A 25,638-nucleotide genomic window follows, 5' to 3' on the forward strand; every position below is an offset into this window, starting at 1 on the left:
CGCAGGCGAGGTTCGCAACAAGCAAGACCCGCCCGTTCATAACGAATCCATCAGATCCTGCAACGCATCAAGCGCGTTTGACGCCTCATCTGCGTTGGCGCCTGCACGGTCCAGTTGTTCGGCCAGCTCGGCCAGCGCCGGATGCGCGAAAAGCAGCCCCAGTTCGATCTTCCGGCCCAGCGCCTCACCCAGGCGCGCCGCAACCCGTACGGCCAGCAGCGAATGGCCACCCAATGCAAAGAAATCGTCGTCGAGCCCGATCTGGGATGCCCCCAGCACCTCGGCCCAGATCGCGCACAGCATGACCTCGGTGGGCGTCACCGGCGGCCGGTACACGCCCGGCGCAGCGGAACCCAACAACGGCAACGCCTTCCGGTTGAGCTTGCCATTCGACGTCAGCGGCAACGCTTCGAGCCGCGCAATCTGAGCAGGCACCTGCTGCGCCGGCAGACGGCTTGCGAGCACCGCGCGCAACGCGGCCACGTCGGCTTCGCCGGTAATGAATGCAACCAGCCTGCGTGCCGTGCCCTCGCCCTGGATCTGGCAAACCGCGTCGGTCACGCCGTCGAGCGTGCGCAAGGCGGCTTCGGTTTCGCCCAGCTCGATGCGGAAACCGCGCAGCTTCACCTGCTGATCGGCGCGGCCGAGATAGTCGAGCTGTCCGTCGCGGCGCACCCGGCACAGGTCGCCCGTGCGGTACAGACGAGCACCCGGCGCGCCGGACGGGTCCGGCACGAAGCGCTCGGCCGTGAGGCCGGCGCGCCGCGTGTAGCCACGCGCGAGATTGGCGCCGCCGATGCACAGCTCACCAATGCCATTGTCCGGCACCGGATTGCCATCGGCGTCGAGCACCAGCAACGTCGTATGTTCGAGCGGTGCACCCAGGGTGATCGCTGCGCCGGCTTCGTCGAGCCGTGCGGCGCTCGACCAGATCGTCGTCTCGGTCGGGCCGTACAGGTTCCATAGCTGCACGCCACGCGTCTGCAGCGCGTCGGCGAGATCCACCGGCAGCGCTTCGCCGCCGCACAGGGCGCGCAGCGGCTTGCCTGTGTCGCGCGGACCTTGCCAGCCGCCGTCGAGCAGAACGCGCCAACCCATCGGCGTCGCCTGCATCACGCTTGCATGCGACGCGTCGACGAGCGCCGCGAGACGCCGCCCGTCGGCGACCGTCTCGCGTGTCGCCAGTTCGATCGTTGCGCCTGCAAGCAAGGAGAGATACAGCTCAAGCGCGGCGATATCGAACGATAGCGTTGTAACGGCAAGCCAGACGTCGTCGGCGCCCAGACTGAGACGGGCCTGCATGCTGTCGAGAAAGCGCGTCAGTGCGGCGTGCGGTATCGCGACACCCTTTGGCTTGCCCGTCGAGCCGGAGGTATAGATCACGTAGGCAAGCTGATCTTCGCGAACCGGTGTGAGCGGCAGGGCGGGTAAGGCATCAGCAGCGGCGGTGTTCCGGTCTGCGTCGTCGAAGTCGCGATCGACATCGACCAACACGTGATCCCCCGCGATCTCCGCGAGCCGCTCGCGTCCCGCTGCATCGACAAGCGTACAGGCGAGCAACGCATCGTCGATCATGCCGCCGAGGTGCGTGAGCGGATAAGACGGATCCAGCGGCACGTACGCGGCGCCCGTTTTCAGTACGGCGAGCACGGCCACCATCATCTGCGGCGAGCGCGACACGCATATCCCCACGCGCGCTTCCGTGCTCACGCCACGACGAAGCAGGTGCTGCGCGAGCCGGGTGGCGCGCTCTTCCAGTTGACGGTAGCTTAGCGTCGCGCCGTCGCAGCGCAACGCGATCGCATCGGGAGAACGGTGCGCCTGTGCCGCGATGCGTGCATGCACCGGCGTGAAACAGGCTGTGGGCGCGGCGGGTTCGCTTGCCCCCCGCTGCGCGACAGGCCGCGCCTCAAGCGCAAAGTCACGCAGCCGCAGGACACGCGAAGCATCCTCTTGCGCCAGTTGCGTGAGCAACCCGACATAGTCGCGCAACAGACGCTCGACCGTCGCCCGGTCGAACAGGTCTGTCGCATAGCTGAAGGACAGGCCAAGGCGCTCGGCAATCGACACGTTGAGCGTCAGATCGAACTGCGCCGCTGTGCGTTGCCCGCCTAGCGGCTGCAATCGCAACGCCGCGGCAGCATGCCGATCGAGCGGGGCGGCCGGCACGTCGAGATTGAACATCGCCTGGAAAAGCGGTGTGTGATTGGCGGCGCGCGCCGGCTGCAGTGCGTCGACGATCTGCGCAAACGGCACGTCCTGATTGGACTGCGCTTCGAGCACCCGTTGTTTCACTTGCATGAGCAGATCATCGAACGGCAGCGCGCCTGCAAGGTCTGCGCGAATGACCGCTGTATTGACGAAGAAACCGATGAGCGGCTCGATTTCCAGTTGCTCGCGACCCGACAGCGGAATGCCCACGCGAATATCGCGCTGGCCACCATAGCGATGCAGCAATGTATGGAATGCCGCGAGCAGTGTCATGAACAGCGTCGCGTCGCGACGACGGGCGAAACCCTGCAGCGCGTCGGCGAGCGTCTGATCCAGAACGCCTTCGACCTGCTCGCCATGCGCACTGCGCAGCGCAGGACGCGGACGGTCCGCGGGCAGCTCGAGCACGGGCTGTTCGTCGCCAAGGCGCGTGCGCCAGTAATCGAGCTGTCGCTCGAGCGCGACCGTGTCTAGCGTCTCGCGCTGCCACACAGCGAAGTCCGCGTACTGCACCGGCAGCGGCGTGAATATCGGCGCACGGCCGGCGCGATGTGCTGCGTACGCCGTCAACAATTCGTCAATCAGCAGATTCATCGACCAGCCATCGGCGGCGATGTGGTGCACCACGAGGCCGAATACGTGTGAACCGTCACCGAGGCTCGCCAGTTGCGCGCGCAACACGGGCCCATGCTGCAGATCGAACGCCCTTGCCGAGCCGTCGCGCAACCAGGCAGCGAGCGTCGGGTCAGCCGCGTCGCTCACGTCGGGAAATGCCGCTTCGGACCATTCGCACACAAGGCCCTCATCGACGATCAGCCAGGGCGCACCGTCGCGCTCTTCAAACCGGCTGTGCAGCATCTCATGGCGGCGCACCACACGGTCGAGCGCGCTGCGCAACGCGGCCACATCGAGTTCGCCCTCTACCTTCACCGCCAGCGACAGGTGGTAGGCCGGATTGTCGGGCGCCAGGCGCCAGAGGAACCACAGGCGCTCCTGTCCGTGGGTCGGCCGCGTCTCGCGACGCCGCAAGCGGCGCACCGGTTGCAGGCCACGCGCATCTCCAGGTTCGCGGGCGTCATCATCCAGCGCGGCGGCGAGCGACCCCAGCACCGGATGCTCGAACAGCGTGCGCAGCGGGATCTCACGGCCGAGCGCACGTTGCAGGCGTGCCGCCACCTGCAATGCGAGCAGCGAGTGCCCGCCGAGCGCGAAGAAATTGTCTCGCGCACCCACCCGCTCGGCACCGAGAATCGTTTGCCAGATTTCGGCCAGCATGACTTCGAGCGCCGTTTCCGGTGCGACGTAATCCGTATTATTTTCATCTACATCCGGCAACGCCTTGCGATCGAGCTTCCCGTTCGGCAGCGCGGGCAGCGCCGCCAGCGGCATGATTGCCGAGGGCACCATATAAGCCGGCAGCGTGCGCGCCAGCGCCTCGCGCAGTGCGTTTCCATCGAGCGCGCCGGCGCCCGCTGCGGGAACCGCATAACCCAGCAGGCGCTTCGCTTCGTGATCGCCGCGCACGACCACCACCGCCTCCGCCACGTCAGGCTGCGCACACAAGGCACGTTCGATCTCACCCAACTCGATCCGGTAGCCGCGTATCTTCACCTGATCGTCCAGCCGGCCGAGATACGCCACGTTGCCGTCCGCGAGCCAGCGGCATAGATCGCCGGTCCGATAGAGACGCGCACCGGGCGGCCCGGAAGGATCGGGTACAAAGCGCTCCGCGGTCTGTGCGGCGCGGCCGAGATAGCCGCGCGCAAGCGTTGCCCCGCCGATGCACAGTTCGCCCAGCCCGCCCTCGGGCGCGGCTTCGCCATCGGCATCGAGAATCTGATAGGTTCGCGACGCCCACGGCAGCCCGACGGGCACCGCTGTGCACACCGCATCCTCCGCCGTGACCGGCTGGCTCGAGGCCGTTACGGTCGTCTCAGTCGGACCATAGGTGTTGATCAATGGAATATCCGCGAGCGGGCCGGCAAACCATTGCGCGACCGCGATGCCAGGCAACGCTTCACCGCCGACGGTGACCCGGCGCAGCGCCAGTCCGGCGGTGTCGTCAGGCAGTTGCTGCACCCATTGTTTCCAGTACCCGGTCGGCAAGTCCGCTACCGTGACGCGGCGCTCCCGCAGCAAACGGGTGAATTCAGCGCCGCTCCACAACGCGGGGCCACGCAACTCGAGCGACGCCCCCACAGCCAGCGAGGCAAAGATATGTTCAACCGCTCCGTCGAAATTGACGGTCGCAAACTGCAATGCCCGGTCCGCCGCGCACAAACCGTTCTCCGCGATAAAGTCGTCCAGATGCAGGCTCAGTGCACCGTGGCTGACGGCGACGCCCTTGGGCTTGCCGGTGGAGCCGGAGGTATAGATCACATACGCGAGTTGCGCCGGGTACGGCAGGCTGCCGGAATCATGGTCCGGCTCCGCGCCGACCTGGTCGACGCGAACCTCCGGGCAGCCGGCCGACACCAGCAGTTCTGCATGCGCGGCGTGCGTGATTGCGTCGGTCACCAGCGCCGTCAGTTGCGCGTCCTCGATCATGTCGCGCAGCCGCTCGTGCGGATAACCTGGATCGAGCGGTACATACGCGCCGCCCGTCTTCATCACGCCCAGTAGCGCGGCGATCAGGGCGGGCGAACGCTCGACGCACACCCCCACGCGCGCTTCACGCGTGACGCCCATCCCAGTGAGGCGATGGGCGACGCGGTTGGCCCACTGGTTCAGTTCGAAATAGCTCAGCGTCGCGCCGTCGCAATGCACGGCGAGCGCATCGGGATGCTGTTGCACGGCCGCCTCGAAGCGTGCGACGAACGGACGATAGGCATGGGCGGCAGCGCCACACGCTGTGCCGCTCAGTGCATTGCGCCCGCCCACCCGCAACGCGGCAAGCGGCGTGGCCTCGCTCTGGGCGCGCGCCAATTGTGCCAGCAGGTTCACATAGGCACGCTGCACGGCGGTGAGCGTCGCCTCCGGGATAAGTCCCGCGTCCCAGCTCCACTCCAGCACAATGCGCTCGCCGGGCACGATACCCAGCGTCAGCGGATAGTGGGTGCGCTCGAACGACTCGGATGACGCCACGTTCAGGCCGAGCGAACCGTCGTTCAGCTCCCGGTCGACCGGGAAATTTTCGAACACCAGCAGCGAGTCGAACAGCGTGCCGAAGCCGGGTCCAGCCCACTGCTGAATCGACGGCAACGGCGCATGGCCGGCCTGGCGCAGCTCGACGTTGTAGGTCTGCAAATTTCGCAGCCAGTCGGCGACAGAGCCGTGCGCCGGCACGTCGACCCACAGCGGCAAGCTGTTGATGAATAGCCCCTGGATTGCAGCCGCCCCCGGGAGCTCGGCAGGACGCCCTGCCACGGTCACGCCGAACGCAACCTGGCGGCGATTGCCGTAGCGCGCGAGCAGCAGCGCCCACGCGCCCTGAATCAACGTATTGAGCGTTACGCCATAGGCTTGCGCGCTCTGTGCGAGCGCAGCGGCCAGCGCGGCGTCGAGCGTCTGCTCGCGATGGCCGAACGCAGCGCCTGTCGCCGCGTCACGCGACGCACGCACCCGCGGCGTCGACGGCACGCTGTCCAGCAGCAGCGCGGGCCGGTCGACGCGCGCCAGCCGGTCACGCCACCATGCCCCCGCATCCGGTTGCTCGCTCAACCATTCGAGGTACGAGCGGTACGGCACCACTGGATCGAGTGCAGGTGTCTCGCCGCGGCTCGCGGCTTTATAGACGCGGCTTAGTTCGCTCAGCAGTTGCGCGCTGCTCCAGCCGTCGGAGAGCGCGTGATGACTGATCCACGCCAGGTCGTGCGCGCCATTTGGCCGCTTGAACAGTGCAACGTGCATCAACGGCGCTGCGTCGAGGTCCAGCAGTTGGGGAGCATCGACTTCGAACCAATGCGCAAACGCTGCCTCGTAATCGGTGCGGCCGCTCCAGTCGTGCACCACAAACGGTTCCGGCACAGCGGTATATACGGCCTGCAGCATCGCGCCGCCGTGCGAGCGGACGAAGCGTGTGCGCAACACAGGGTGACGCGCGACCACGGTACGCCAGGCCGTGCGCATCGCCTCGAGATTCACCGCGCCACGCAAGATCAGACGCTTGCGGTTCAGGTAGGCACCCGGCTCCATCAGGCTGTGAAATAGCAGGCCCTGTTGCAACGGTGTGGCGGGATAGAGGTCTTCGATAGCCGCGAGCGGCAGGCCGAGCGCGTCGAGTTCGTCCTGAGCCAGCCCCGCGAGAGGGAAATCGGCGGCGCTCGCACGCGGTGTGGCCTGCGCACAATGGGTGACGAGGCGCGCGACTTCGTGGTCGAACGCAGCCAGCATTGCTTCAACGTCCGCTTGCGCGAGCACCGCCGGATCGTAGCGCCAGCTCAGCGACAGGCAGTCGCCGACAATCATGCCGTTCAGGTCGAGTGCATAGACGAGCGCTTCGTCGTCCCTCTGCGGGTTGCCCGCCTGCTCGGTGGCAAAACCGAAGGGGCCGTCGCTGGCGAGGCTTTGATCGAACTGGCCCAGATAGTTGAAGCTGACGCGCGGCGTGGGCCATTGCGCGAGCGCCTCGCGGACTTCCGGTGTTCCGTAGGCGTGCAGCCAGCCAAACGACACGCCGCTATCCGGCAGCGAACGCAGACGTTCCTTGGTCGAAATCAGTGCAGCCGCATCATCCGTTTCGGACGACACCGGCAGCCAGACCGGATAACGCGTCGTGAACCATCCTACCGTGCGGCTCAGGTCCGAACCTGCGGCGCCGCGCTCACCAGCACCCGCCAGGGTCTGCGGCTCACGGCCGTGCCCCTCCAGCGCGATCAGCGCGCCCGCACTGCCGCACGCTTGAGCCAGCGTACGTGCCAGCGCGCCCAGCAACAACTCGTCGATACCGAGCCGGTAGGCGCGCGGCGCGGCCCGGCGCAGCGCCGCGGTCGCCGCGGCGTCGAGGCGCCAGGTCAACTGGCGGCTCGACGCGAGCGTGCCGCGCGGCGCGGGCAGCCCCGGCATGGCGCCGTTCAGGACGCGCTGCCATGCGTGCAAGGCACTGCTCAGCCGGTTTTCGTTCACCGCCTTGCGTTGCTCGCCCACCCACACGCTCCACGGCGTGCTCGGGGCGAGCGCCGGCAGATTGCGTGCAAGCGCCGCCGAATAGGCTTCCTGGAGATCGGCAAGCAGGATGCGCCATGACACACCGTCGACCGCAAGGTGGTGAACCACCAGCAGCAAGCGGCCCGCCGCAGTGGCATGCGCCGCGCCGGTCGCCGCCACCGGCAACTTGAAATACACCGCCTTCACAAGGCGCCCCGCTTGGGGGTCAAGACTCTGCTGCGCGATCTGGCCTTGCGCCGCCAACGCCGCTTGCCAGCCATCCGCGGCATCGGACACAGCAGGCAGACTGCGCAGATCGCTGACGCTCAGCAGCCGCGCAGGCGCGTCGGCGAGCACACGCTGGCTCCAGCCGTCGGGATGCCGCTCGAATCGCAAACGCAATGCATCGTGGCGCGCCACGACCGCCGTCAACGCGCGTTCGAGCGCGTCGGCCTCCAGTTCGCCACGCACCTCAAGCAATACCGACTGGTTCCAATGCGGCTCGCCATCCGGATAGCGCGTGAAGAACCACGTCTGGACCGGCGTGAGCGGCAACGTCTCGCGTACCTCGGCCAGCTCTGCGCCGCTGGTGTCGTCAAGCGGGCGCATGACGGTTGCAAGACGTGCGACGGTGGGATGTTCGAACACCTGGCGCGGAGTCAGCAGCCAGCCCTGCGCACGCGCCCTTGCGATCAGTTGCAGACTCAGGATCGAATCACCGCCTACCGCAAAGAAATCATCCTCGACGCCGAGTTCACCGCGCCCGAGTACCGCTTCCCAGAGCGCCAGCAACAGCCGCTCCGTGTCGTTGCGTGGCGCGACACGCTGTTCGCTATCCGCGGCGTCGGGCGCCGGCAATGCCGCGCGGTCTACCTTGCCATTGCGCATCAACGGCAGCGCATCGAGCAGCACGATCGCCGCAGGCACCATATGCGCAGGCAACTGCTGCGCCAGAGCGTGTTGCAACGCCCCGCCCTGCACGGACTCGCCCTCTTTAGCGACCACGTAGGCAACGAGGCGCGGCGCGCCAAGGTCTTTCGCGAGCACCACGACCGCATCGGCGACACCGGGCTGACGGCGCAGTGCCGCCTCGATTTCGCCAGGTTCAATACGCAGCCCGCGCAGCTTGATCTGCTGATCCAGACGCCCGAGAAAATCGATCGCACCGTCGGTACGGCGCCGGCACAGATCGCCGGTGCGATATAAACGTGCGCCAGGATACGACGGATCGGGAACGAAGCGTTCGGCCGTCAGCGAGGGACGATCCAGGTAGCCGCGCGCCAGCGTATGGCCGCCGATGCACAGTTCGCCAAGCGCGCCCGCCGGGGCCTCGTTACCGTCGCTGTCGAGCACGCGGGCGGTGCGCGAAGCATACGGCACGCCGATCGAGACGATCGGCTGCGAGGCGTCGTCGGCGGTCGTGGCGCGGTACATGCACGCCACCGTCGTTTCGGTAGGACCGTAAAGGTTGGCAAGTCCGATATGACCAAGCGGGCCGCTGCGCCATTGCGCCAGGGCGTCGCCCGGCAAACCTTCGCCGCCCACCGTGATCTGCCGCAGCGCCGCGAGCGCCTGCGCGGGCGGCGGCGTGCGCAGCCATTGCTGCCAGTAAGCGGTCGGCAAGCGCGAAAACGTCACGCGCGCATCGATCAGATGCCGGCTCGTCGTTTCGATGTCCCACGACTCGGGTCCACGCATTTCCACCTTGCCGCCACGCAACAGCGCCGGCAACAGTTCGTGCAGCGCGACGTCGAAGTTGATCGTCGAGGACTGCAGGACGGTGTCGCTTGCCTCAATCCGATGCGCGTTCATGAAGTCGTCGAGGTGGGCCGCAAACGCACCGTGTGTAATCGCGACCCCTTTGGGGCGGCCCGTCGAGCCCGAGGTGTAGATCACATAAGCGAGCTGTTCGGGATGCGGGGTGTACGCCGCGGCATCGGCCAGGCTTACGCTCGCATCAACGCCCGTACCGTCCGGCGAATCGCGATTGAGCGCATGGACATCAATCGCAATACGGCCGGCAAACAGCGCGCCGCACTGCGCCTCGGTTGCGCGATCGGTCAACAGCACGCGCACGCCCGCATCGTCCATCATCAGCGCGAGGCGCTCGGAGGGATAAGCTGGATCGAGAGGCACGAACGCGCCCGGCGACTTGAGCGTGCCTAGCAGCGACGCCACCATGCCGATTGAGCGCGTCATGCAGATGCCGACCCGCTGGTCGGCGCTCACCCCCGCCGCGAGGAGACGCTGTGCTATCCGGTTGGCCCACGCGTCGAGCGCGGCGTAGCTGATGCGCTCGCCTTCGCAATGCACAGCCAGCGCCTCCGGCTGTCGTGCAACGCTCGCCGCAAAGCGGGCCGGCACCGGTTCGAAGGCCTTTTGTGCGGGCATGGCCGGGATCTCGCGCACGAGCTCGAAACGACCGAGTGGAGCGGCGGCATCGCGCACAATCTGCTCCAGCAGCGCGACATAGTGATCGAGCATCTGCTCGATCACCGAACCATCAAACAGATCCTCTGCGTAGGTCAGCGCGACTTCGAGACCTTGTGCACGATCTCGCGCGGCAAGCACCAGATCGAAACGCGCGGTCTGCGTGCCGACTTCGTGATTGGACACCTCGAGCGCCGGCAGATGCGGCATGTCGCCATCCGCGCCCAGGTAGTTGAGCATCGCCTGAAAAAGCGGCGTGTGACCGAGGCTGCGTTGCGGCTGCAGGGCGTCGACCAGCTTTGTGAACGGCAGGTCGGCGTGGGCGTGCGCTTCAAGCACCCGCTCGCGCACTTGCGCGAGCAGATCGGCAAACGTCGCGAGGCCCGCGAACTCAGTGCGCACCACCAGCGTGTTGACGAAGAAGCCGATCACGCGCGCCACTTCGTGCCGGTCGCGGCCGGCCACCGGCACACCGACGCGAATATCGCGCTGGCCGCTGTAACGGGCAAGCAGGAGGTCGTAGGCCGCCAGCAGCACCATGAACGGCGTCGCATCGCCCGCTTCGCCAACCCGCCTGAGCGCCATTCGCAACGTGCCCGGCAGCAGACGCGTCACGCGGGCGCCGGCGCCGCTGCGCAGTCCCGTGCGCGAACGCGCGTGCGGCAATTCCAGCACGGGATGCACGCTGCCGAGACGCTCGCGCCAGTAGTCGAGCTGGCGCTCGAGCGCAGCCCCGTCGGACCATTCGCGTTGCCACTGCGCGTAATCGCCGTACTGCACGCGCGGCGCGGCATGTGCGAACGGCGCATGCGACGCCGCGCCCGCCCCGAGACAGGCACGGTAAGCCGCCGCGAACTCGGACACCAACACCTCAATCGACAGCCCGTCCGCCACGATATGGTGCACGGCAATGTGCAAAAGATGATCGTCCGCCGCGCGACGAATCAGCCCCACGCGTAGCAACGGACCGCGTTCGAGATCGAACGGCAACGCCGAGCGGTTGGCCAGCAGCGTTTCGAGCTCGTCCTCAGTATCGCCAGCGCTGCCGAGATCGAACTCATCCCAGCCGTACTGACGCGCACCAGCGGTCTGGAACGGCACGCCGTCGAGTTCCGCGAAGCACATCCGCAAGCTTTCGTGCGCGTCGACCACTGCGTCGAGCGCCGCACGCAGCGCCCGCACATCGAGCCGGCCGCGCAAACTGACCGCGCCCGTGACGTTGTAGGCGGCGCTAGCCGGGTCCAATCGCCACAGGAACCACAAACGTTCCTGCGCATGCGACAGCGCAAAACGACGCTCACCACCCGGGAACGGCACGATCGGCAGGCGCGATGGGTCGATGCCGCGCTCCTTCAGGCGGGCGCGGAACGCGGCGCGCTTTTCGGGCGGCAACGCGACATAGGCCGTCGAAATCGACAGCAGATCCTTCGACACTTCGCTCGCAGTTTCACTCATGGACAGTCTTGATTCGAGAGGGTTTCTGACGGCCGGCGCTCCGGCGGCCGGCCGTCTGTTGGTCGCCGATCGGGCGGCGGGCGACCGGCAATCCAGAGGTCGCGCTTGCGGCCCGCACGCCCGGGCACGCGACGGCCAAAATTCTTCAGGCAGTCATCGCCACCAGCACGCGACGCTTGCCGGCAAACGGCGCGCGGCCGTGCGACATCAGCAGGTTGTCGAGAATCAGCGTATCGGCGGCGTGCCAGTCGAACGACAGCATCGTGTCGCGATACACCGCGCGGATCTCGTCGAGCATCGCGGCATCGATAGGCGTGCCGTCGCCGAAGAAGGTGTTGCGCGGCAGGTACGCTTCATCGACGACTTCGAGCAGCGCTTCGCGGATCGCCGGCGGCAGGTTCGAAACGTGGAACAGGTGGGCCTGGTTGAACCAGACGGTCTCGCCGGTCACAGGATGACGCAGCTCCGACTGGCAGACCTGGCGCGTGCGCAACGCCTCGCCGTCGTCGAGCCATTCGTAGTCGATGCGGTTGGCGCGGCAATACTGTTCGACCTTGTCGCGCTCGTCCGTGCCGAAGACCTGCTCCCACGGCAAGTCAAGACCATTGCCGTAATTGCGCACGTACATCACCTGCTTGTCGGCGAAGTGGCGGCGCAACGCGGGGTCGAGCCGCTCATAGACGCGCCGGCTATCGGCGACCGGCGTCGCGCCGCCCTGCTCCGCGGCAATGTCGCAATAGAACCAGATCGTGGCGGGCCAGTTGAGCGTGTAGGATTGCTCATTATGCTGATCGATCCATTGATCCGCCGGATACTCGGTCGACGAATAGACGCCTTTCTCGATCTTGCTGCGCGGCGTCGAACCAAATTCGTAAGTGAGCAACGGTTGCCCGAAGCGATTGACGAGGCGGTCGAACCCCGCCGCGCCTAGCGCATCGAAACCGCGCAACAGCACGCCGCCATAGTTCGGCTTCGCTTGCGCAACCCGGGCCTGCACCTGCGCAAGGCAGGTCTCTGCACTCAGCGGCTCGTTTGGGCTCAGCACCAGCACGCGTGTGCCGTTGCGCTCGAACACCTGTTCGCTGAGTACCGTGTCGATACTGCTCGTCAATGTATCCATGCTTCGCCTTTAGATAGAGCCGCTTCAGGCTGGCTCGCCGGTGCAGCGCGAACCGGCCGGGCGAGCGCACCCGCAAGAGATGTCGCGACGCACGCCATCACCGGGTCGGGCGCGCCGTCGAGATAGAAATGGCCGCCCTCGAAGCCGTGCAGCGTGCATGTGTTGCGAGTTTCGTCGCGCCAGGCTGCAACGTTTTCGACGCATGCTGTCGTGTGGTCGTCGCGGCCGGTGAAGACTGCGATCGGGCAAGCGAGCGGTTCGCGCGCAACGCCACGCCGGACATTGACCGCCGCGGGATTAACTGCCGCATCGCGCCACACCGCCGCAGGACGCGGATACAAAGACGGGTAAGTGCCGCACAGATGAAAGTCGGCCCGCAGCAGCGGCAGCACGAAGTCGATGAACTCGCGGTCTTCGAGCAACGCAGAGGGCGTGCCCCCAAGCTCGCGCAACTTGTCGACCATCGCCTCGTGCGTACAGTCGAGCCAGTGCGTCTCATGCTTGCGATGAGCCGGCGCCACCGACGCCGACGCGCCGAACCAGATTGGCTCAAAGCCATGACGCGCACGCAGCGCGTGAATCAGTTCGAAACCGACCAGCGCGCCCATGCTGTGACCGAACACCGCGAACGGCACTTCGGCATCGAGCCGGCCGTCAAGCTCGGCGAGCAGCGTGTCGAGCAGCGCCGGCCACTCCGTGTGCGGCGGCAGTGCGCGGCGCGCACCGTGCCCCGGCAGTTCGAGAGCAAGAATCTCAACGCCGCCCGGCAAACGCTGGGCCCAGCGGCGGTACAGCAAGGTGCTGCCGCCCGCATGCGAGAGACACACCAGGCGCAGCGGCGGCAGCACCGCCGGCACAGGTACAGATGCGCTCATCGGTCAGGTCGCCGAACCCGCCTGCTGCGCCGCGTCCTCAGCCATCGCCTTGCGCAGGCTCAGCGGACGCATGTCGGTCCAGACCTCGTCGACCCACGCGAGGCATTCCGCCCGCTTGCCCGACTTGCCGGCTGCGCGCCACCCGGCCGGAATCGCTTTGTAGTCCGGCCAGATCGAGTACTGCTCTTCGTCGTTGATCACCACGTGGAAGTTCGTGTCTTCATCGCCCCAGCTCATTGAACGCTCCGCTAAGATTGTTGCGTAGATAAATACGTATCATTCCCATTTGCATTGCCCATACGGGCCGGCTTCGCAGTGTTGACGCAGTCAGCCTTGCGCTGTTGGCGTCTATCAAGCCCCGCTGAACAGCAAGCGCTGCCCACCTCTCAAATGAGAATCATTTCCGTTTAGACGCGTAAATTAGAGGGCGCGCTACCCTTTGTCAAGGAATTTTGGCGAGCGTAGGGGCTTGCCGGAAGCCTTGCCAGGACTCGATCCAGCCCGCGCACAGGCCTCTGGCGGGGAGGTCAGGGTCCATCGTCCGATAGATTTTGCAAATGAGAATCATTTGCATTTAATCGGGATCTGTCTCATCATAGGCACCATCCCAACCTTCTTCGATGCCGCCGCCTATGAACTCGCCCCTTGCCCTTGAACCGCTCGAACGCCCCGCCACCGAGGACCCGCAAGCGCGCGCGGAGATCGCTCTGCAAGCGCTGCTGTCGCGCCAGTCGCATTGGCCGTTGATGGGACCAGGTCCCGACGATCACGAACTCGCCGCGATCTTCGACGCCGCGTTGCGTGCGCCGGATCACGGTCACCTGCAGCCCTGGCGCTTCGTGGTTGTGCGCGGTGCGGCACGCGACGCCCTGGGCGAGGTGCTGGTCGACATTGCCTGCGCCCGCTCGCCAGGCGACCCGCGCTCGGCGCACGCGCATCGCAGCAAGAAAGCCCATGCGGCGCCGGTGATCATCGCGCTCGGCGCGGCGGTCAACGGCGATTCGACCGTGCCTGAAGTCGAGCAGTTGCTGGCAGTCGGCGCGGCGTCAATGAACATGCTCAATGCCATTCATGTGCTCGGCTATGGCGGCTTCTGGGCTACCGGCGCAGACAGCTACCACCCCGCGATGCACGCGGCGCTCGGTTTCGGGCCTTCCGAGCGGCTGCTCGGTTTCCTGTTCGTCGGCACGCCGCAACCGGGTCAGCGCCCGGCAACGCGGCCGCAGCGTAGCGCATTCGTGCGCGAGTGGACCGGTCCGGCTCCAAGGGTGACGCCGGGCAATTAAACAGGCCGGAGGTGCCATGCATTTTCTTATTCCTTCCCCGCAGCCGTACACGCTGCTTGACGAGTCACTCGCGCAACATCCCGATGTGGCCGAGCAAACGGTGCTGACGGCATTGCGAACCTGGATGCGTCCACACTGTGATTCGGTGCGCAAAAACGAGAGCTGGCGCAACGTGCTATCCGATGCCGGTCTCTGCGCTGACTGCCTTCTCTGTTTCGACTTGCTGATGCATTCGCTCACCGACGAATCGTGCCGGCCATTCGATACGCGCTGCCGCTGCGCGAGCGATCTCGCCAAGGACGAAGCCACTCTGCTGCAAACGCTCGCGCTGCTGCAACGCATGCGCAGCGACGAGGCCGTCGCCCTGCTCGACGACTGGCTGCCGCGACCGGCCTCGGGCGTCGTGCTGAAAGTGAGCCGCTGGTTCGCGCTCTGGCTGCTCGATGCGGGACTCGAGATCCGGGTGCGCGAGCGCCGCGTCACCTATGTGCACTGAGTGCGCTGAGCGCGTAGCCGCCATGAAGGGCTCCGCCGCTCGCTCGTCACGCCCGGCGCCTTACCGCGAGCGTGTCTGCGGAGCGCCCCGGTAAGTTTTTGGAGCGCTTTAATAATTTTCCTTTCATTCGCGAATGATTCTCATTTAAAATGACGATGCAATTTGCATTGATACAGTTTCGCCGGGTCACGCCCGCCAGGATGGTTGCCCGAACGAAGCGATAAACGCCGCCCGAACACGACAAGCGTTCTGGTGCGGAAGACCGACCACCACGCTTTCGTCAATTCATGTCCGTTTCCCGTTCGAACAGCCCGCAGGCCAGGCCTGCGCGCGCTGCGGCTAACCGTGCCGCCGCCCGTGCCACCATCCTTGCTGCCATCGCCGTCGCCTTCGGCGTGCCTCGTCTAGCCGCCGCGCAATCGGCCGACACCGCTCCCGCCACCGATAGCAAACTGCCCGCCATCAAGGTGCAGAGCAAGAGCGAAGCGTTGCCCGGCGACCTCGCACCGACCTTCGGCGGCGGCCAGGTTGCCCGCGGCGCGGACTTCGGTGTCCTCGGCCAGCAGAAGAATCTCGACGTGCCGTTCAGCATGACCACCTATACGTCGAAGCTGATCGAAGACCAGCAGGCCCGCACCCTTGCCGACGTGCTCGATAACGACCCGGCCGTGCGCAGTGCTTACGGCTACGGCAACTTCTCCGAAGTGTTCGTGATCCGCGGCTTCCAGCTCGACGGTGACGATGTCTCCATTAACGGCCTGTATGGCGTGACACCGCGCCAGCTCGTCGCCACCGACGCAATCGAACGCGTCGATCTGTTCAAGGGAGCCAACGCGTTTCTGAGCGGGGCGTCGCCGGCCGGCTCGGCGATCGGCGGCGGTCTTAACGTGCAGTTGAAGCGCGCCGACGACAAGCCGCTCACGCGCGTCACGGTGGAAGGCAGCGGCTCCGGCGAAATCGGCACGCACATCGACGTGGGCCGCCGCTTCGGCAGCGAGGACCAGTTGGGCATTCGCGTGAATCAGGCGAACCACGACGGCGAAACGAGCATCGACGGCGAACACCGTCGCGACAATACGACGGCGGTCTCGCTCGACTGGCGCGGCGAAAAGCTGCGCCTGTACGGCGATTTCCTCTACCAGCGCCAGCGCGTCAACGACGGCCGTCCGACCGTGAACGTCACCGGCGACTTCGTTCCCGAACCGCCGTCGGCCACCTACAACTACGCGCAGACCTGGAGCTACAGCTCGCTCGAAGACACGATCGGCCTGCTGCGCGCCGAGTACGACTTCGCCCCGGGCTGGACCGCGTATGTCGCGGGCGGCGCCCGTCATACCGACGAGCACGGCGAATACTCTTCGCCCACCGTCAGCGATACCGGCACGACTGCGACGCGCCTGGGCGTACCGCACAAGGAAGACGCCACCTCGGCAGAAACAGGGGTGCGCGGCCACTTTACGACCGGACCGGTCACGCACTTCGTGACGGCGGGTGCGTCCATCGTGCGGGTCGACTCGCAATCCGCATACACCTTCAGCGGTTCGTACGACACGAGTCTCTACGACACGCCGCAAGCGCCCTTCCCGGCAACGGCGTTCTCAGGCGGCGACCTGGCCGATCCCAAGACCGTCTCGCTCTCGCTGATGCGCAGCGTCGCGGTCTCCGATACGCTAGGATTCCTGGGTGATCGCGTCCTGTTCACGGTGGGCGTGCGCCATCAAGGCATCCACTCGAACAACTTCGACTACAGCGGCAATCAGACCGAGGCCTACAACGACTCCATCACCACGCCGCTGTTCGGCCTCGTGATCAAGCCGTGGCAAAACGTGTCGTTCTTTGCCAACCGTAGCGAAGCGCTCGCCGTCGGCGCGCAGGCGCCTTCGACGGCGCTGAACAGCGGCGTGCTGCTGCCGCCCGAGCGCTCGAAGCAATACGAAGTGGGGGTGAAGTACGACAACCAGAGCTATGGCGCGTCGCTCGCAGCCTTCCAGATCGAAAAGCCTTCGACGTACACAAACTCCGCCAACTACTTTGTTGCCGATGGTGACGAGCGCCACCGCGGCATTGAAGCGTCGATCTACGGCGAGCCGTACAAGGGCGTGCGGCTGATCGCCGGTGCGACCTACATTAACGCGACCTTGCTGAACACCGGCAGCAGCACGACGGACGGCAACCGGCCCATTGGTGTGCCAACTTTCATGTTCAACCTGGGGGCCGAATACGATGTGCCGATGGTGAACGGCCTGACGCTGACCGCGCGCTGGATTCACACCGGCTCGCAGTATCTGAACGCTACCAACACGCTGTCGATCCCGTCGTGGGACCGCTTCGATCTGGGCACGCGTTACGCCACCGTGCTGTTCGGCCGGCCAACCACCTTCCGCGCCAGTGTGCTGAACGTCGCCAACAAGTCGTACTGGGCTTCGACGATCGGCGGTTATCTGACGCAAGGGGCGCCGCGTACCTTCCTGCTCTCCATGACGACGGACTTTTGAGTCGTGCCTGAGCGGCCTGGGTGGCCTGGGTGACTTGAGCGGCTCTGGTGGCCAATCAACCGCTCAGGTGGCGAAACGCTTGCAGCCGGGCCGTGGCGCGTGATGCTCCGCGGCCCGCGTCTGACACTTACTGCGTGACGACTACTGCGCGCCGAGCTTCTTGATCAGCACGTCCAGTTGCGCCAGTTCTTCAGCGGTCAGATCGGTCAGCGGAGCGCGCACCGGACCCGCGTCGTGGCCCACCAGCTTGGCGCCGGCCTTGACGATGCTCACCGCGTAACCTTGGCGGCGATTGCGGATCGCCAGATACGGCAGGAAAAACTCGTCGAGCAGCTTGCCCACCGTGGCGTGATCGTCGGCGGCAATCGCGAGGTAAAACTCCATCGCCGTCTTCGGAATGAAGTTGAACACCGCCGACGAGTACACCGGCACGCCCAATGCCTTATACGCAGCTGCATAAACTTCTGCCGTCGGCAAGCCGCCGAGATACGAGAAGCGGTCGCCGAGACGGCGGCGGATCGTCACCATTGCTTCAATCTCACCCACACCGTCCTTGAAGCCGATCAGGTTCGGGCAGCTATCCGCCAGACGTTCGAGCATGTCCGCATTGAGCTTCGAATTGGCGCGGTTGTAGACGATCACGCCCATGTTCTTGACCGACTTGCACACCTGTTCGACGTGTGCGGCAATGCCTTCCTGCGACGCTTCGGTCAGGTAGTGCGGCATCAGCAGCACACCCTTGGCGCCGAGGCGTTCGGCTTCCTGCGCATATTCGATGGCCACGCGGGTCGGGCCGCCGGCGCCGGCCAGAATCGGCACCTTGCCCTTGCAGGTTTCCGTAGCAGTGCGAATCACATTCGTATAGTCGCTCTTGGTCAGCGAAAAGAACTCGCCAGTGCCGCCCGCCGCGAACAGCGCCGTTGCGCCATACGGCGCGAGCCATTCGAGGCGTGCCGCGTAGGTGTCGGCGCGAAACTCGCCGTTCGCGTCGAAGTCGGTCACGGGGAAGGACAGCAGGCCTTCGGAAACAATCGCTTTGAGTTCTTGAGGGGTCGTCATGATCTGCTCAGGTTCAGGTTTGGCTAAAGTTGAATGGGGTGAACGGCCGCGTGGGGCCGTTGCCGGTTGTCAGGTCTGGGGGTTCGAAGGTTCGAAGGCTCGAAGCGCAATCAGCGCACGAGGCACGGACGCTTGTTGTCGAACTTCCAGTTCGGAATCAGGTACTGCATGGCAATGCCGTCGTCGCGCGCGCCCAGACCGTGCTGCTGATACAGCGCATGCGCCTTTTCCAGCGCGTCCATGTCGAGCTCGACGCCGAGACCCGCCACTTGCGGCACCTTGACCTTGCCGCCGACAATCTGCAGCGGATTGCGCGTCAAATGCTGGCCGTCCTGCCAGATCCAGTGCGTGTCGATGGCGGTAATCTTGCCGGGCGCGGCAGCGGCCACATGCGTGAACATCGCCAGCGAGATATCGAAGTGGTTGTTCGAGTGCGAACCCCAGGTCAGGCCCCAGTCGTTGCACATCTGCGCGACGCGCACCGAGCCTTGCATGGTCCAGAAGTGCGGATCGGCAAGCGGAATATCCACGGACTGCAGTTGAATGGCGTGGCCCATCTGGCGCCAGTCGGTGGCGATCATGTTGGTCGCCGTCGGCAAGCCGGTCGCGCGGCGGAATTCAGCCATCACCTCGCGTCCCGAGTAGCCGTTCTCCGCACCGCACGGGTCTTCCGCATAGGCGAGCACATGGTGCTGATCGCGGCACAGGCGCACGGCCTCCGCCAGCGACCATGCGCCGTTCGGGTCGAGCGTCACGCGTGCATGCGGAAAGCGCTCAGCGAGAGCCGTCACGGCTTCGATCTCGGCGTCGCCGGACAGCACGCCGCCCTTCAGCTTGAAGTCGTTAAAGCCGTAGCGCGCCTGCGCGGCCTCGGCCAAGCGCACCACCGCTTCCGGCGTCATCGCCTCTTCAGTGCGCAGGCGCTCCCACGCGTCGCGGCCTTCAGCGCCGCTCGCATACGGCAGGTCGGTCTTATTGCGGTCGCCGATGTAGAACAGGTAACCGAGCATCTCAACTTCGTCGCGCTGCTGGCCTTCGCCAAGCAAGGCGGCAACCGGTACGCCCAGGTGTTGGCCAAGCAGATCGAGCAGCGCCGCTTCGAGCGCGGTCACGGCGTGAATCGTCGTGCGCAGGTCGAAAGTCTGCAGGCCGCGGCCACCCGCGTCGCGATCCGCGAACTGCGTGCGGGCCCGGTTCAGGATCGCTTGCAGATTGCCGATCGACTGGCCGACGACGAGCGGCCGTGCGTCCTCGATGGTCTTGCGGATACTTTCGCCGCCAGGCACTTCACCGACGCCGGTATGACCGGCGCTGTCGCGCAGGATCACGACGTTGCGGGTGAAGAACGGCGCGTGCGCCCCGCTCAGGTTCAGCAGCATGCTGTCCTGGCCGGCGACCGGCACGACGCGCAGCTCGGTGACGCTCGGCGTGGCGTTCGACTGGATGGATTGCGTAGACATTAAGGTAAGACCCTTCAAGTGATAGAGCCGGCTGGCAAAGTGTGGGGAATGGCGCTTCGCATGCCTAATGGGCCTCGCGATGCAGCGGTTTCAGCAAGCCGTCGCGCGGCACACGGCGGTTGCGGGTCAGGAACGCGGCCGCGGCGGCGATCAGCGACGCCACACCGAGGCCATACAGGCCACCGCTAATCGAGCCGGTGTGCTGCTGCAGATAGCCAAAGGCCGCGGGCGCAAAGAATCCGCCCAGGTTGCCGACCGAGTTGATCAGCGCAATCACCGCGGCAGCCACCCGCGTGTCCAGATAGCCCTGCGGGATCGGCCAGAACAGCGACGAGGCGGCCTTGAAGCCGATCGCCGAAAAGCAGATTGCAACGAACGAGAACACCGGATTGCCCGACGTGGAGGCGAACAGCCCGCACGCCGCAATCACCAGCGCGCCGGCCAGCCACGCCTGCTGGAAGCGCCACCTGGCGGACAGCAGCGCGAAGCAGTACATGGCGACCATCGCGATCAGCCAGGGAATGGTGTTGTACATACCGACCTGGAAATCCGAGAGTCCGCCCATCTTGCGAATGATGGTCGGCAACCAGAAGGTAGCGGCGTAAATGGTCAACTGAATCGCGAAGTACAGAAAACAGAACAGCACGATTTGCGGATCTTTCAGCAGCTTCATGGGTGGCAGGTGGGCGCCGCCGAGTGCCTCGCGCTCCGCCTGCTCTCTCGCGATAGACGCGTGCAGAACCTGCTGTTCTTCGGCGCTCAGCCAGGCGGCGTCGCGAATGCGCGATTTCAGCAGCATCCAGCTCACGCCGCACAGCACGATCGAGAAACCGCCTTCGATCAGGAACATCCATTGCCAGCCTTGCAGGCCGAGTCCACGCACGGACAGCAGGCTGCCGGTGATCGGTCCGGACAGCACCGACGCAAACGCCGAGCCGGAGAGAAACACCGCCACCGCCTTGCCGCGCTCCTTCTGCGGCAGCCATTGCGTGAAGTAAAACACCACGCCCGGAAAGAAACCCGCCTCAGCCACGCCGAGCAGAAAACGCAGCACGTAGAACGAGGTGTCGTTCCACACGAACGCCATCGCGCCCGCCACCAGGCCCCACGTACCCATGATGCGCGTAAGCCATGCCCGCGCGCCGTACTTCTGCATCAGCACATTGGACGGCACTTCGAACAACGCGTAACCGACGAAGAACAGGCCGCTGCCCAGGCCGTAAGCCGCCGCACCGATCCCCAGATCCGACTGCATATGTGCATTGACGAACCCGATGTTCACGCGGTCGATGTAGTTCGCAATGAACATGATCAGGAAGAGCGGCAGGATGTGCCGCTTGACCTTCGAGACCGCGGACTCGAGCGGGTCGGTCGCCGAGGTGGATGCTGATGTCAAGGTTGTCTCCGGTCGAGGGGAGTGAGCGTTTTGAATACTCGCTCCTTCGAGATACGTTGTCTGACGACAGTCTACGTTTTTCATCTGGCGTTTCCAACCAAGTGTTTACCCTGGATTTTCTGTGTGAACGATTGATGAAGAAAGGCTTTCCGGATGCCAGCCAAAGGACAAACGGCACACAACTGCTCAGCCGGGAGGCCGGATTGCGCGATCACAAGGGCATGTTGTACGATGACGGATATCAAAACTGTCCTGATAGGAGACGTCATGCAGATCACCGGCGACATGCTGATAGGCCGCCAGGCTGTTCGTGGCAATGAACAGGCGCTGCGCGCATTCAATCCCGCGACCGGCGAGAATATCCCCTCACCGGTGTTCGGCAGCGGCTCCGAAACGCACGTCAGTCAAGCCTGTGCGCTGGCCGCAGCGGCTTTCGACTCATATCGCAGCCTGCCGCTCGACGTCCGCGCGGCATTCCTTGAACGGATTGCCGACGGCATCGCCGCGCTCGGCGACGCGCTGATCGAGCGCGCCCATGCGGAGTCAGGCTTGCCGAAAGCACGGCTCGAAGGCGAACGTGGTCGTACAACTGGTCAACTGAAGCTGTTCGCCCAGGTCGTCAGATCCGGTCAATGGCTCGCCCCGACGCTCGACTCGCCGCTCCCCGAACGCAAGCCGCTGCCGCGCGCCGATCTGCGCATGCAGAAAATCGCCATCGGACCGGTTGCCGTGTTCGGCGCGAGCAATTTACCGCTGGCGTTTTCGGTTGCCGGCGGCGATACCGCGGCCGCGCTGGCGGCCGGCTGCCCGGTGGTGGTGAAGGCCCATCGGGCCCACCTGGGCACCTCGGAAATGGTCGGCCGTGTGATCCAGCAGGCCGCTGCGGAAATGAACCTGCCTGAGGGCGTGTTCTCGCTGATCGTCGGCGCCGGCAATACGGTTGGCGAAGCGCTTGTCGCGCATCCTGCGATCAAGGCGGTCGGCTTCACGGGGTCGCGCGCTGGCGGAACCTCGCTCATGAAGGTGGCCGCGAATCGCCCCGAGCCGATTCCCGTTTACGCCGAAATGAGCAGCATCAACCCGGTGTTTCTGCTGCCCAACGCGCTTGCGGCACGCGGCGAAAGTATCGCGCGTGGCTTCGTCGATTCGCTTGTCCTGGGCGCGGGGCAGTTCTGTACCAACCCCGGCCTCGCCATTGCGGTAGACGGAGCCGATCTGCAAGCCTTCACAGCGGCAGCCGCGACGGCGCTTGGCAGCAAGCCGGCGCAAACCATGCTGACCTCAGGCATCCATGCGGCGTATCAGGAGGGTGAGACACGTCTTGCCGCCATTGAAGGCGTCGAAGCAGTAGCGCATGGGCTGGCGGCCAGCGGCCCAACCCAGGCCCGCGCCGCGCTGTTCGTCACCGATGCGTCGACCTTCCTTGCGCAACCCGAACTCGAGGACGAGGTGTTCGGTCCGGCATCGACCGTGATCCGCTGCAAGGACGAAGCCGAGCTCCTGGCCGTTGCCGAGCATTTCGCAGGCCAGCTCACGGCCACGATCCAGATGGACCGCGACGATATCGGCACGGCGAGAAAGCTGGTGCCGATTCTCGAACGCAAGGCCGGGCGCCTGCTGGTCAACGGCTTTCCGACCGGTGTGGAAGTGTGTCACGCGATGGTGCACGGCGGACCGTTCCCGGCCACGGCGGACAGCCGTGTGACCTCGGTGGGATCGACGTCGATCGAACGCTTCCTGCGTCCGGTCTGCTACCAGGACTTTCCGGCGGAGCTGCTGCCGCAGGCATTGGCCGACGCCAATCCGCTCGATTTGTGGCGCACGCGGGACGGGCAGATCGTGCGGGGTTGAGGGCGGTTAAGGGCGGTTGAGGGAACCTGAGAGCTGGGGCGCACACCGATGCGCCCCATTTCCCGATGAAGGATGAAAAAAGCGGCCCCAGCAGGGCCGCTTTTGCATGGCACAACGCAAGACGAAGCTTCAGGTTGTGCGTTCCACGCCCTCTTCCGCTGCGGCGCTCAACCGGCGCAGCCGTTCCCGGCTGCTCGAAAGATGCATGCGCATGGCCGCACGCGCGCCTTCGGGATCGCGCCGCACGATGGCGTCGAGAATGCCCTCATGTTCGGTATTGACGCGCGCCATATAAGCGACGGGATCGCTATGGGCGAGGCTCGGCGAGTCGACGCGATGGCGCGGAATCAGCGCCGTGCCCATCTGCGTGAGAATGTCCACGAAATAACGGTTGCCCGTGGCGCCCGCTACCGCGACGTGGAAACGCAAATCCGCCGCGGCGCTGTCGCCACCGGCGCGGCTGGTGGCCTCAATGGCGTCGAGCGCCGCACGAATATTGGCGATGTCGCGCTCGCTCGCGCGCTGCGCGGCAAGGCCTGCACATTCCGTTTCGAGGCTGATGCGCAGCTCCATCACCGACAGCAGATCCGCCAGCGTGGTAGCCGGCACCATCTCGAGTCCGAGCGGTTCGCGGCGCCGTTCGAGCACGAAACTGCCAATACCATGGCGCGTTTCGATCACGGCGTTCGCCTGCAGACGCGAGATGGCTTCGCGCACCACCGTGCGGCTGACGCCGAGCAGCGACATCAACGTGGTCTCGGTGGGCAGCTTGTCGCCGGGCTTCAGCGCATGCGAAGCGACCTGTTCGTTGACGTAGTTCACCACCCGGTCAGCAAGACTTCCGCGCGCGCGCAGCGGCGGCGTGGTGAGAGCGGGGGAAGCGGTCATCGAGGACCTCCTGTTGTATGCTGACCGGTCCATTATACGTTGTCCTACAACGCACAACGGCGCATTTGGGCAGCGGGCAAGGCCGCTCAGCACACATACAGAGCCCTTCACCGGTGGTATGCCGGCGGTAATGCCGGCACCCTTTTAAAGGCCGCTGCGCTCCAGTTCAGGTGGATGACCTGTCTTTCACCGGCACCCAGACTTCCACCGTCCCCGTGCCGGCGAGAGGATCGAAGTCTTCGCTATAGCGCTCGAACTCGGGCGCTTCCGCGGACTCCAGGGGCGAAGCCGGCAACCAGTGGTTGAAGATGTTGTAGAAAGTCTGATGCAGGGTCGAGACATGCCCCTTGTGCTCGAACACGGCATAGCGGTGAGGTTCGACCCTGATCGAGCGGAATGAACTGGGCAGGCCCTCGCCTGTTCTCACTTCCACGCCGGCGATGTATTCGAAACTGCAGTCTTCGCCCGGGTTGCAGCACACACCATAGGTCACGCCGCCCACTTGACCCGGGACGTAACCAATATGCGGACCGAAGGACTGCCACAGTGCGGGGATGCCTTCATTGGTTCCGGGCGTAAAGCGCCCGCTGAAACCCGCGATCACAAACGCGTCGCGAGTCTCGAAGCGCGGCGAAGGCAGATCGACATCTTTTAGCTCTTTCATACGTATAGGCTCCACAAGTGGCAGGTCAGTGAGCACACGTCGGCTTCGCACTTCGTCGGGCGTGACGCCGAACAGATCGTGGAAGGCACGTGTGAACGCCTCGTGAGAACCATAGCCGTTGTCGAGCGCCACGCTGAGGATATCCGGCGCGCCCTCGGCGAGCATCTGCGCCGCCCGGGTCAGGCGGCGCGCCCGAACGTAGCGCATCACCGGCCAGCCCGTGCCGATGGCGAACATGCGCGAAAGTCCAAAGCGTGACAGCTCACAGGTGGCGGCAATCCGATCGAGTGTCAGTTCGCCGCACAACTCGATCTCGATGAACCAGAGCGCTTTCCCAATAGGGTCCATGGTGTTCCTGAAGACGTCGTGCCGGCAATATATGACATCGGCGAAGCGGTCATTTGATCGTTCTTGCGCGGCAGAGTTGGGGGCACGCCGCTCTTCCTGTACGTTTTTGCCCGAGTGTACGAAAAAAACGTACGCCACTCGAAAAACGCACAGGGTCACTTACGCTACCCCCTCACCGCGCCCCGCTATACACTGCTGCCTGACGCAACCCGCATGCAATTATCGGCGCATGCAAATCGCCAGACAAACGAAAGGATCCGGAAAGAATGAGCTTCTCCGCCGCTATTCTTGTTTTCATCTGCGCAGCTTGCTGGGTTGCTGTGGTGTTGGCGCGTTCGGGCGGATTGCGCTCGAAAGGTGGCGCGCAGGAACCGCAAGGGAGGCGGGTGCTGCGCGCAGCGCTGGAGAAACGCGGCGATATACCCGACGTCCGCGACGTGCGAAGCGTGCGGGACGTCCGCAAAGTGAGAAAAATCATCGGCCTGCGAGGCCGGAACCGGCGGGGCTGAGCGCCTCGCC

General features: G+C 65.3%; 14 protein-coding genes. 5 read left to right on the forward strand and 9 right to left on the reverse strand.

Annotation, left to right across the window (positions count from 1 at the left end; genetic code table 11):
* Window positions 1–36 precede the first annotated feature (36 nt).
* The 4 genes from FFS45_RS18590 to FFS45_RS18605 form a co-directional block, all read right to left on the reverse strand.
* Window positions 37–11,181: a non-ribosomal peptide synthetase gene (locus FFS45_RS18590; RefSeq protein WP_137956094.1), complete on the reverse strand. Its 11,145-nt coding sequence runs from the start codon at window positions 11,179–11,181 to the stop codon at window positions 37–39.
* 145 nt (window positions 11,182–11,326) lie between these two features.
* Complete coding sequence (locus FFS45_RS18595; RefSeq protein WP_137956095.1) at window positions 11,327–12,301, reverse strand: TauD/TfdA family dioxygenase; 975 nt, start codon at window positions 12,299–12,301, stop codon at window positions 11,327–11,329.
* Window positions 12,289–13,176, reverse strand: a complete 888-nt coding sequence (locus tag FFS45_RS18600) for an alpha/beta fold hydrolase (protein WP_137956096.1) — start codon at window positions 13,174–13,176, stop codon at window positions 12,289–12,291. The genes FFS45_RS18595 and FFS45_RS18600 overlap by 13 nt, the downstream gene beginning before the upstream one ends.
* 3 nt (window positions 13,177–13,179) lie before the next feature.
* The gene (locus FFS45_RS18605) at window positions 13,180–13,413 is read right to left on the reverse strand and encodes an MbtH family NRPS accessory protein (protein WP_137956097.1); all 234 of its coding nucleotides are present in this window, start codon (window positions 13,411–13,413) and stop codon (window positions 13,180–13,182) included.
* A 395-nt stretch (window positions 13,414–13,808) separates the two neighbouring features.
* Here FFS45_RS18605 and FFS45_RS18610 point away from each other — a divergent pair, with 395 nt between their 5' ends.
* The 3 genes from FFS45_RS18610 (at window position 13,809) to FFS45_RS18620 (ending at window position 17,453) form a co-directional block, all read left to right on the forward strand.
* Window positions 13,809–14,462, forward strand: a complete 654-nt coding sequence (locus FFS45_RS18610) for a nitroreductase (protein ID WP_137956098.1) — start codon at window positions 13,809–13,811, stop codon at window positions 14,460–14,462.
* Window positions 14,463–14,478: 16 nt separating this feature from the next.
* Window positions 14,479–14,958 carry a hypothetical protein gene (locus FFS45_RS18615; protein WP_137956099.1) on the forward strand — a complete coding sequence of 160 codons (480 nt, stop codon included), beginning with the start codon at window positions 14,479–14,481 and terminating at the stop codon, window positions 14,956–14,958.
* Window positions 14,959–15,245: 287 nt separating this feature from the next.
* Window positions 15,246–17,453: a TonB-dependent siderophore receptor gene (locus FFS45_RS18620; RefSeq protein WP_137956100.1), complete on the forward strand. Its 2,208-nt coding sequence runs from the start codon at window positions 15,246–15,248 to the stop codon at window positions 17,451–17,453.
* A gap of 141 nt (window positions 17,454–17,594) precedes the next feature.
* Here the strand turns inward: FFS45_RS18620 and kdgD are convergent, their stop codons facing one another.
* The 3 genes from kdgD to FFS45_RS18635 all read right to left on the reverse strand — a co-directional run bounded on the left by kdgD (window position 17,595) and on the right by FFS45_RS18635 (window position 21,368).
* Window positions 17,595–18,512 carry a 5-dehydro-4-deoxyglucarate dehydratase gene (kdgD, locus tag FFS45_RS18625; RefSeq protein WP_137956101.1) on the reverse strand — a complete coding sequence of 306 codons (918 nt, stop codon included), beginning with the start codon at window positions 18,510–18,512 and terminating at the stop codon, window positions 17,595–17,597.
* Window positions 18,513–18,622: 110 nt separating this feature from the next.
* Entirely contained in the window at window positions 18,623–19,972 is a 1,350-nt protein-coding gene (gudD, locus tag FFS45_RS18630) for a glucarate dehydratase (RefSeq protein WP_137956102.1), read from the reverse strand.
* Window positions 19,973–20,036: 64 nt separating this feature from the next.
* Window positions 20,037–21,368 (reverse strand): MFS transporter, encoded by a 1,332-nt coding sequence (locus tag FFS45_RS18635; RefSeq protein WP_137956103.1) that lies wholly within the window; start codon window positions 21,366–21,368, stop codon window positions 20,037–20,039.
* Between the two features lie 267 nt (window positions 21,369–21,635).
* Here FFS45_RS18635 and FFS45_RS18640 point away from each other — a divergent pair, with 267 nt between their 5' ends.
* Complete coding sequence (locus tag FFS45_RS18640) at window positions 21,636–23,219, forward strand: aldehyde dehydrogenase (NADP(+)) (protein ID WP_137956104.1); 1,584 nt, start codon at window positions 21,636–21,638, stop codon at window positions 23,217–23,219.
* Between the two features lie 129 nt (window positions 23,220–23,348).
* Here the strand turns inward: FFS45_RS18640 and FFS45_RS18645 are convergent, their stop codons facing one another.
* Window positions 23,349–24,107: a FadR/GntR family transcriptional regulator gene (locus tag FFS45_RS18645; protein WP_137956105.1), complete on the reverse strand. Its 759-nt coding sequence runs from the start codon at window positions 24,105–24,107 to the stop codon at window positions 23,349–23,351.
* Between the two features lie 166 nt (window positions 24,108–24,273).
* The gene (locus tag FFS45_RS18650; protein ID WP_137956106.1) at window positions 24,274–25,119 is read right to left on the reverse strand and encodes an AraC family transcriptional regulator; all 846 of its coding nucleotides are present in this window, start codon (window positions 25,117–25,119) and stop codon (window positions 24,274–24,276) included.
* Window positions 25,120–25,385: 266 nt separating this feature from the next.
* On the opposite strand from FFS45_RS18650, the gene FFS45_RS18655 reads away from it, so the two are divergent.
* On the forward strand, window positions 25,386–25,628 hold the full coding sequence (locus FFS45_RS18655; protein WP_137956107.1) for a hypothetical protein: 243 nt from the start codon (window positions 25,386–25,388) through the stop codon (window positions 25,626–25,628).
* Window positions 25,629–25,638 lie beyond the last annotated feature (10 nt).

Source organism: Burkholderia sp. 4M9327F10, from assembly GCF_005503145.1.
GTDB lineage: Bacteria > Pseudomonadota > Gammaproteobacteria > Burkholderiales > Burkholderiaceae > Paraburkholderia.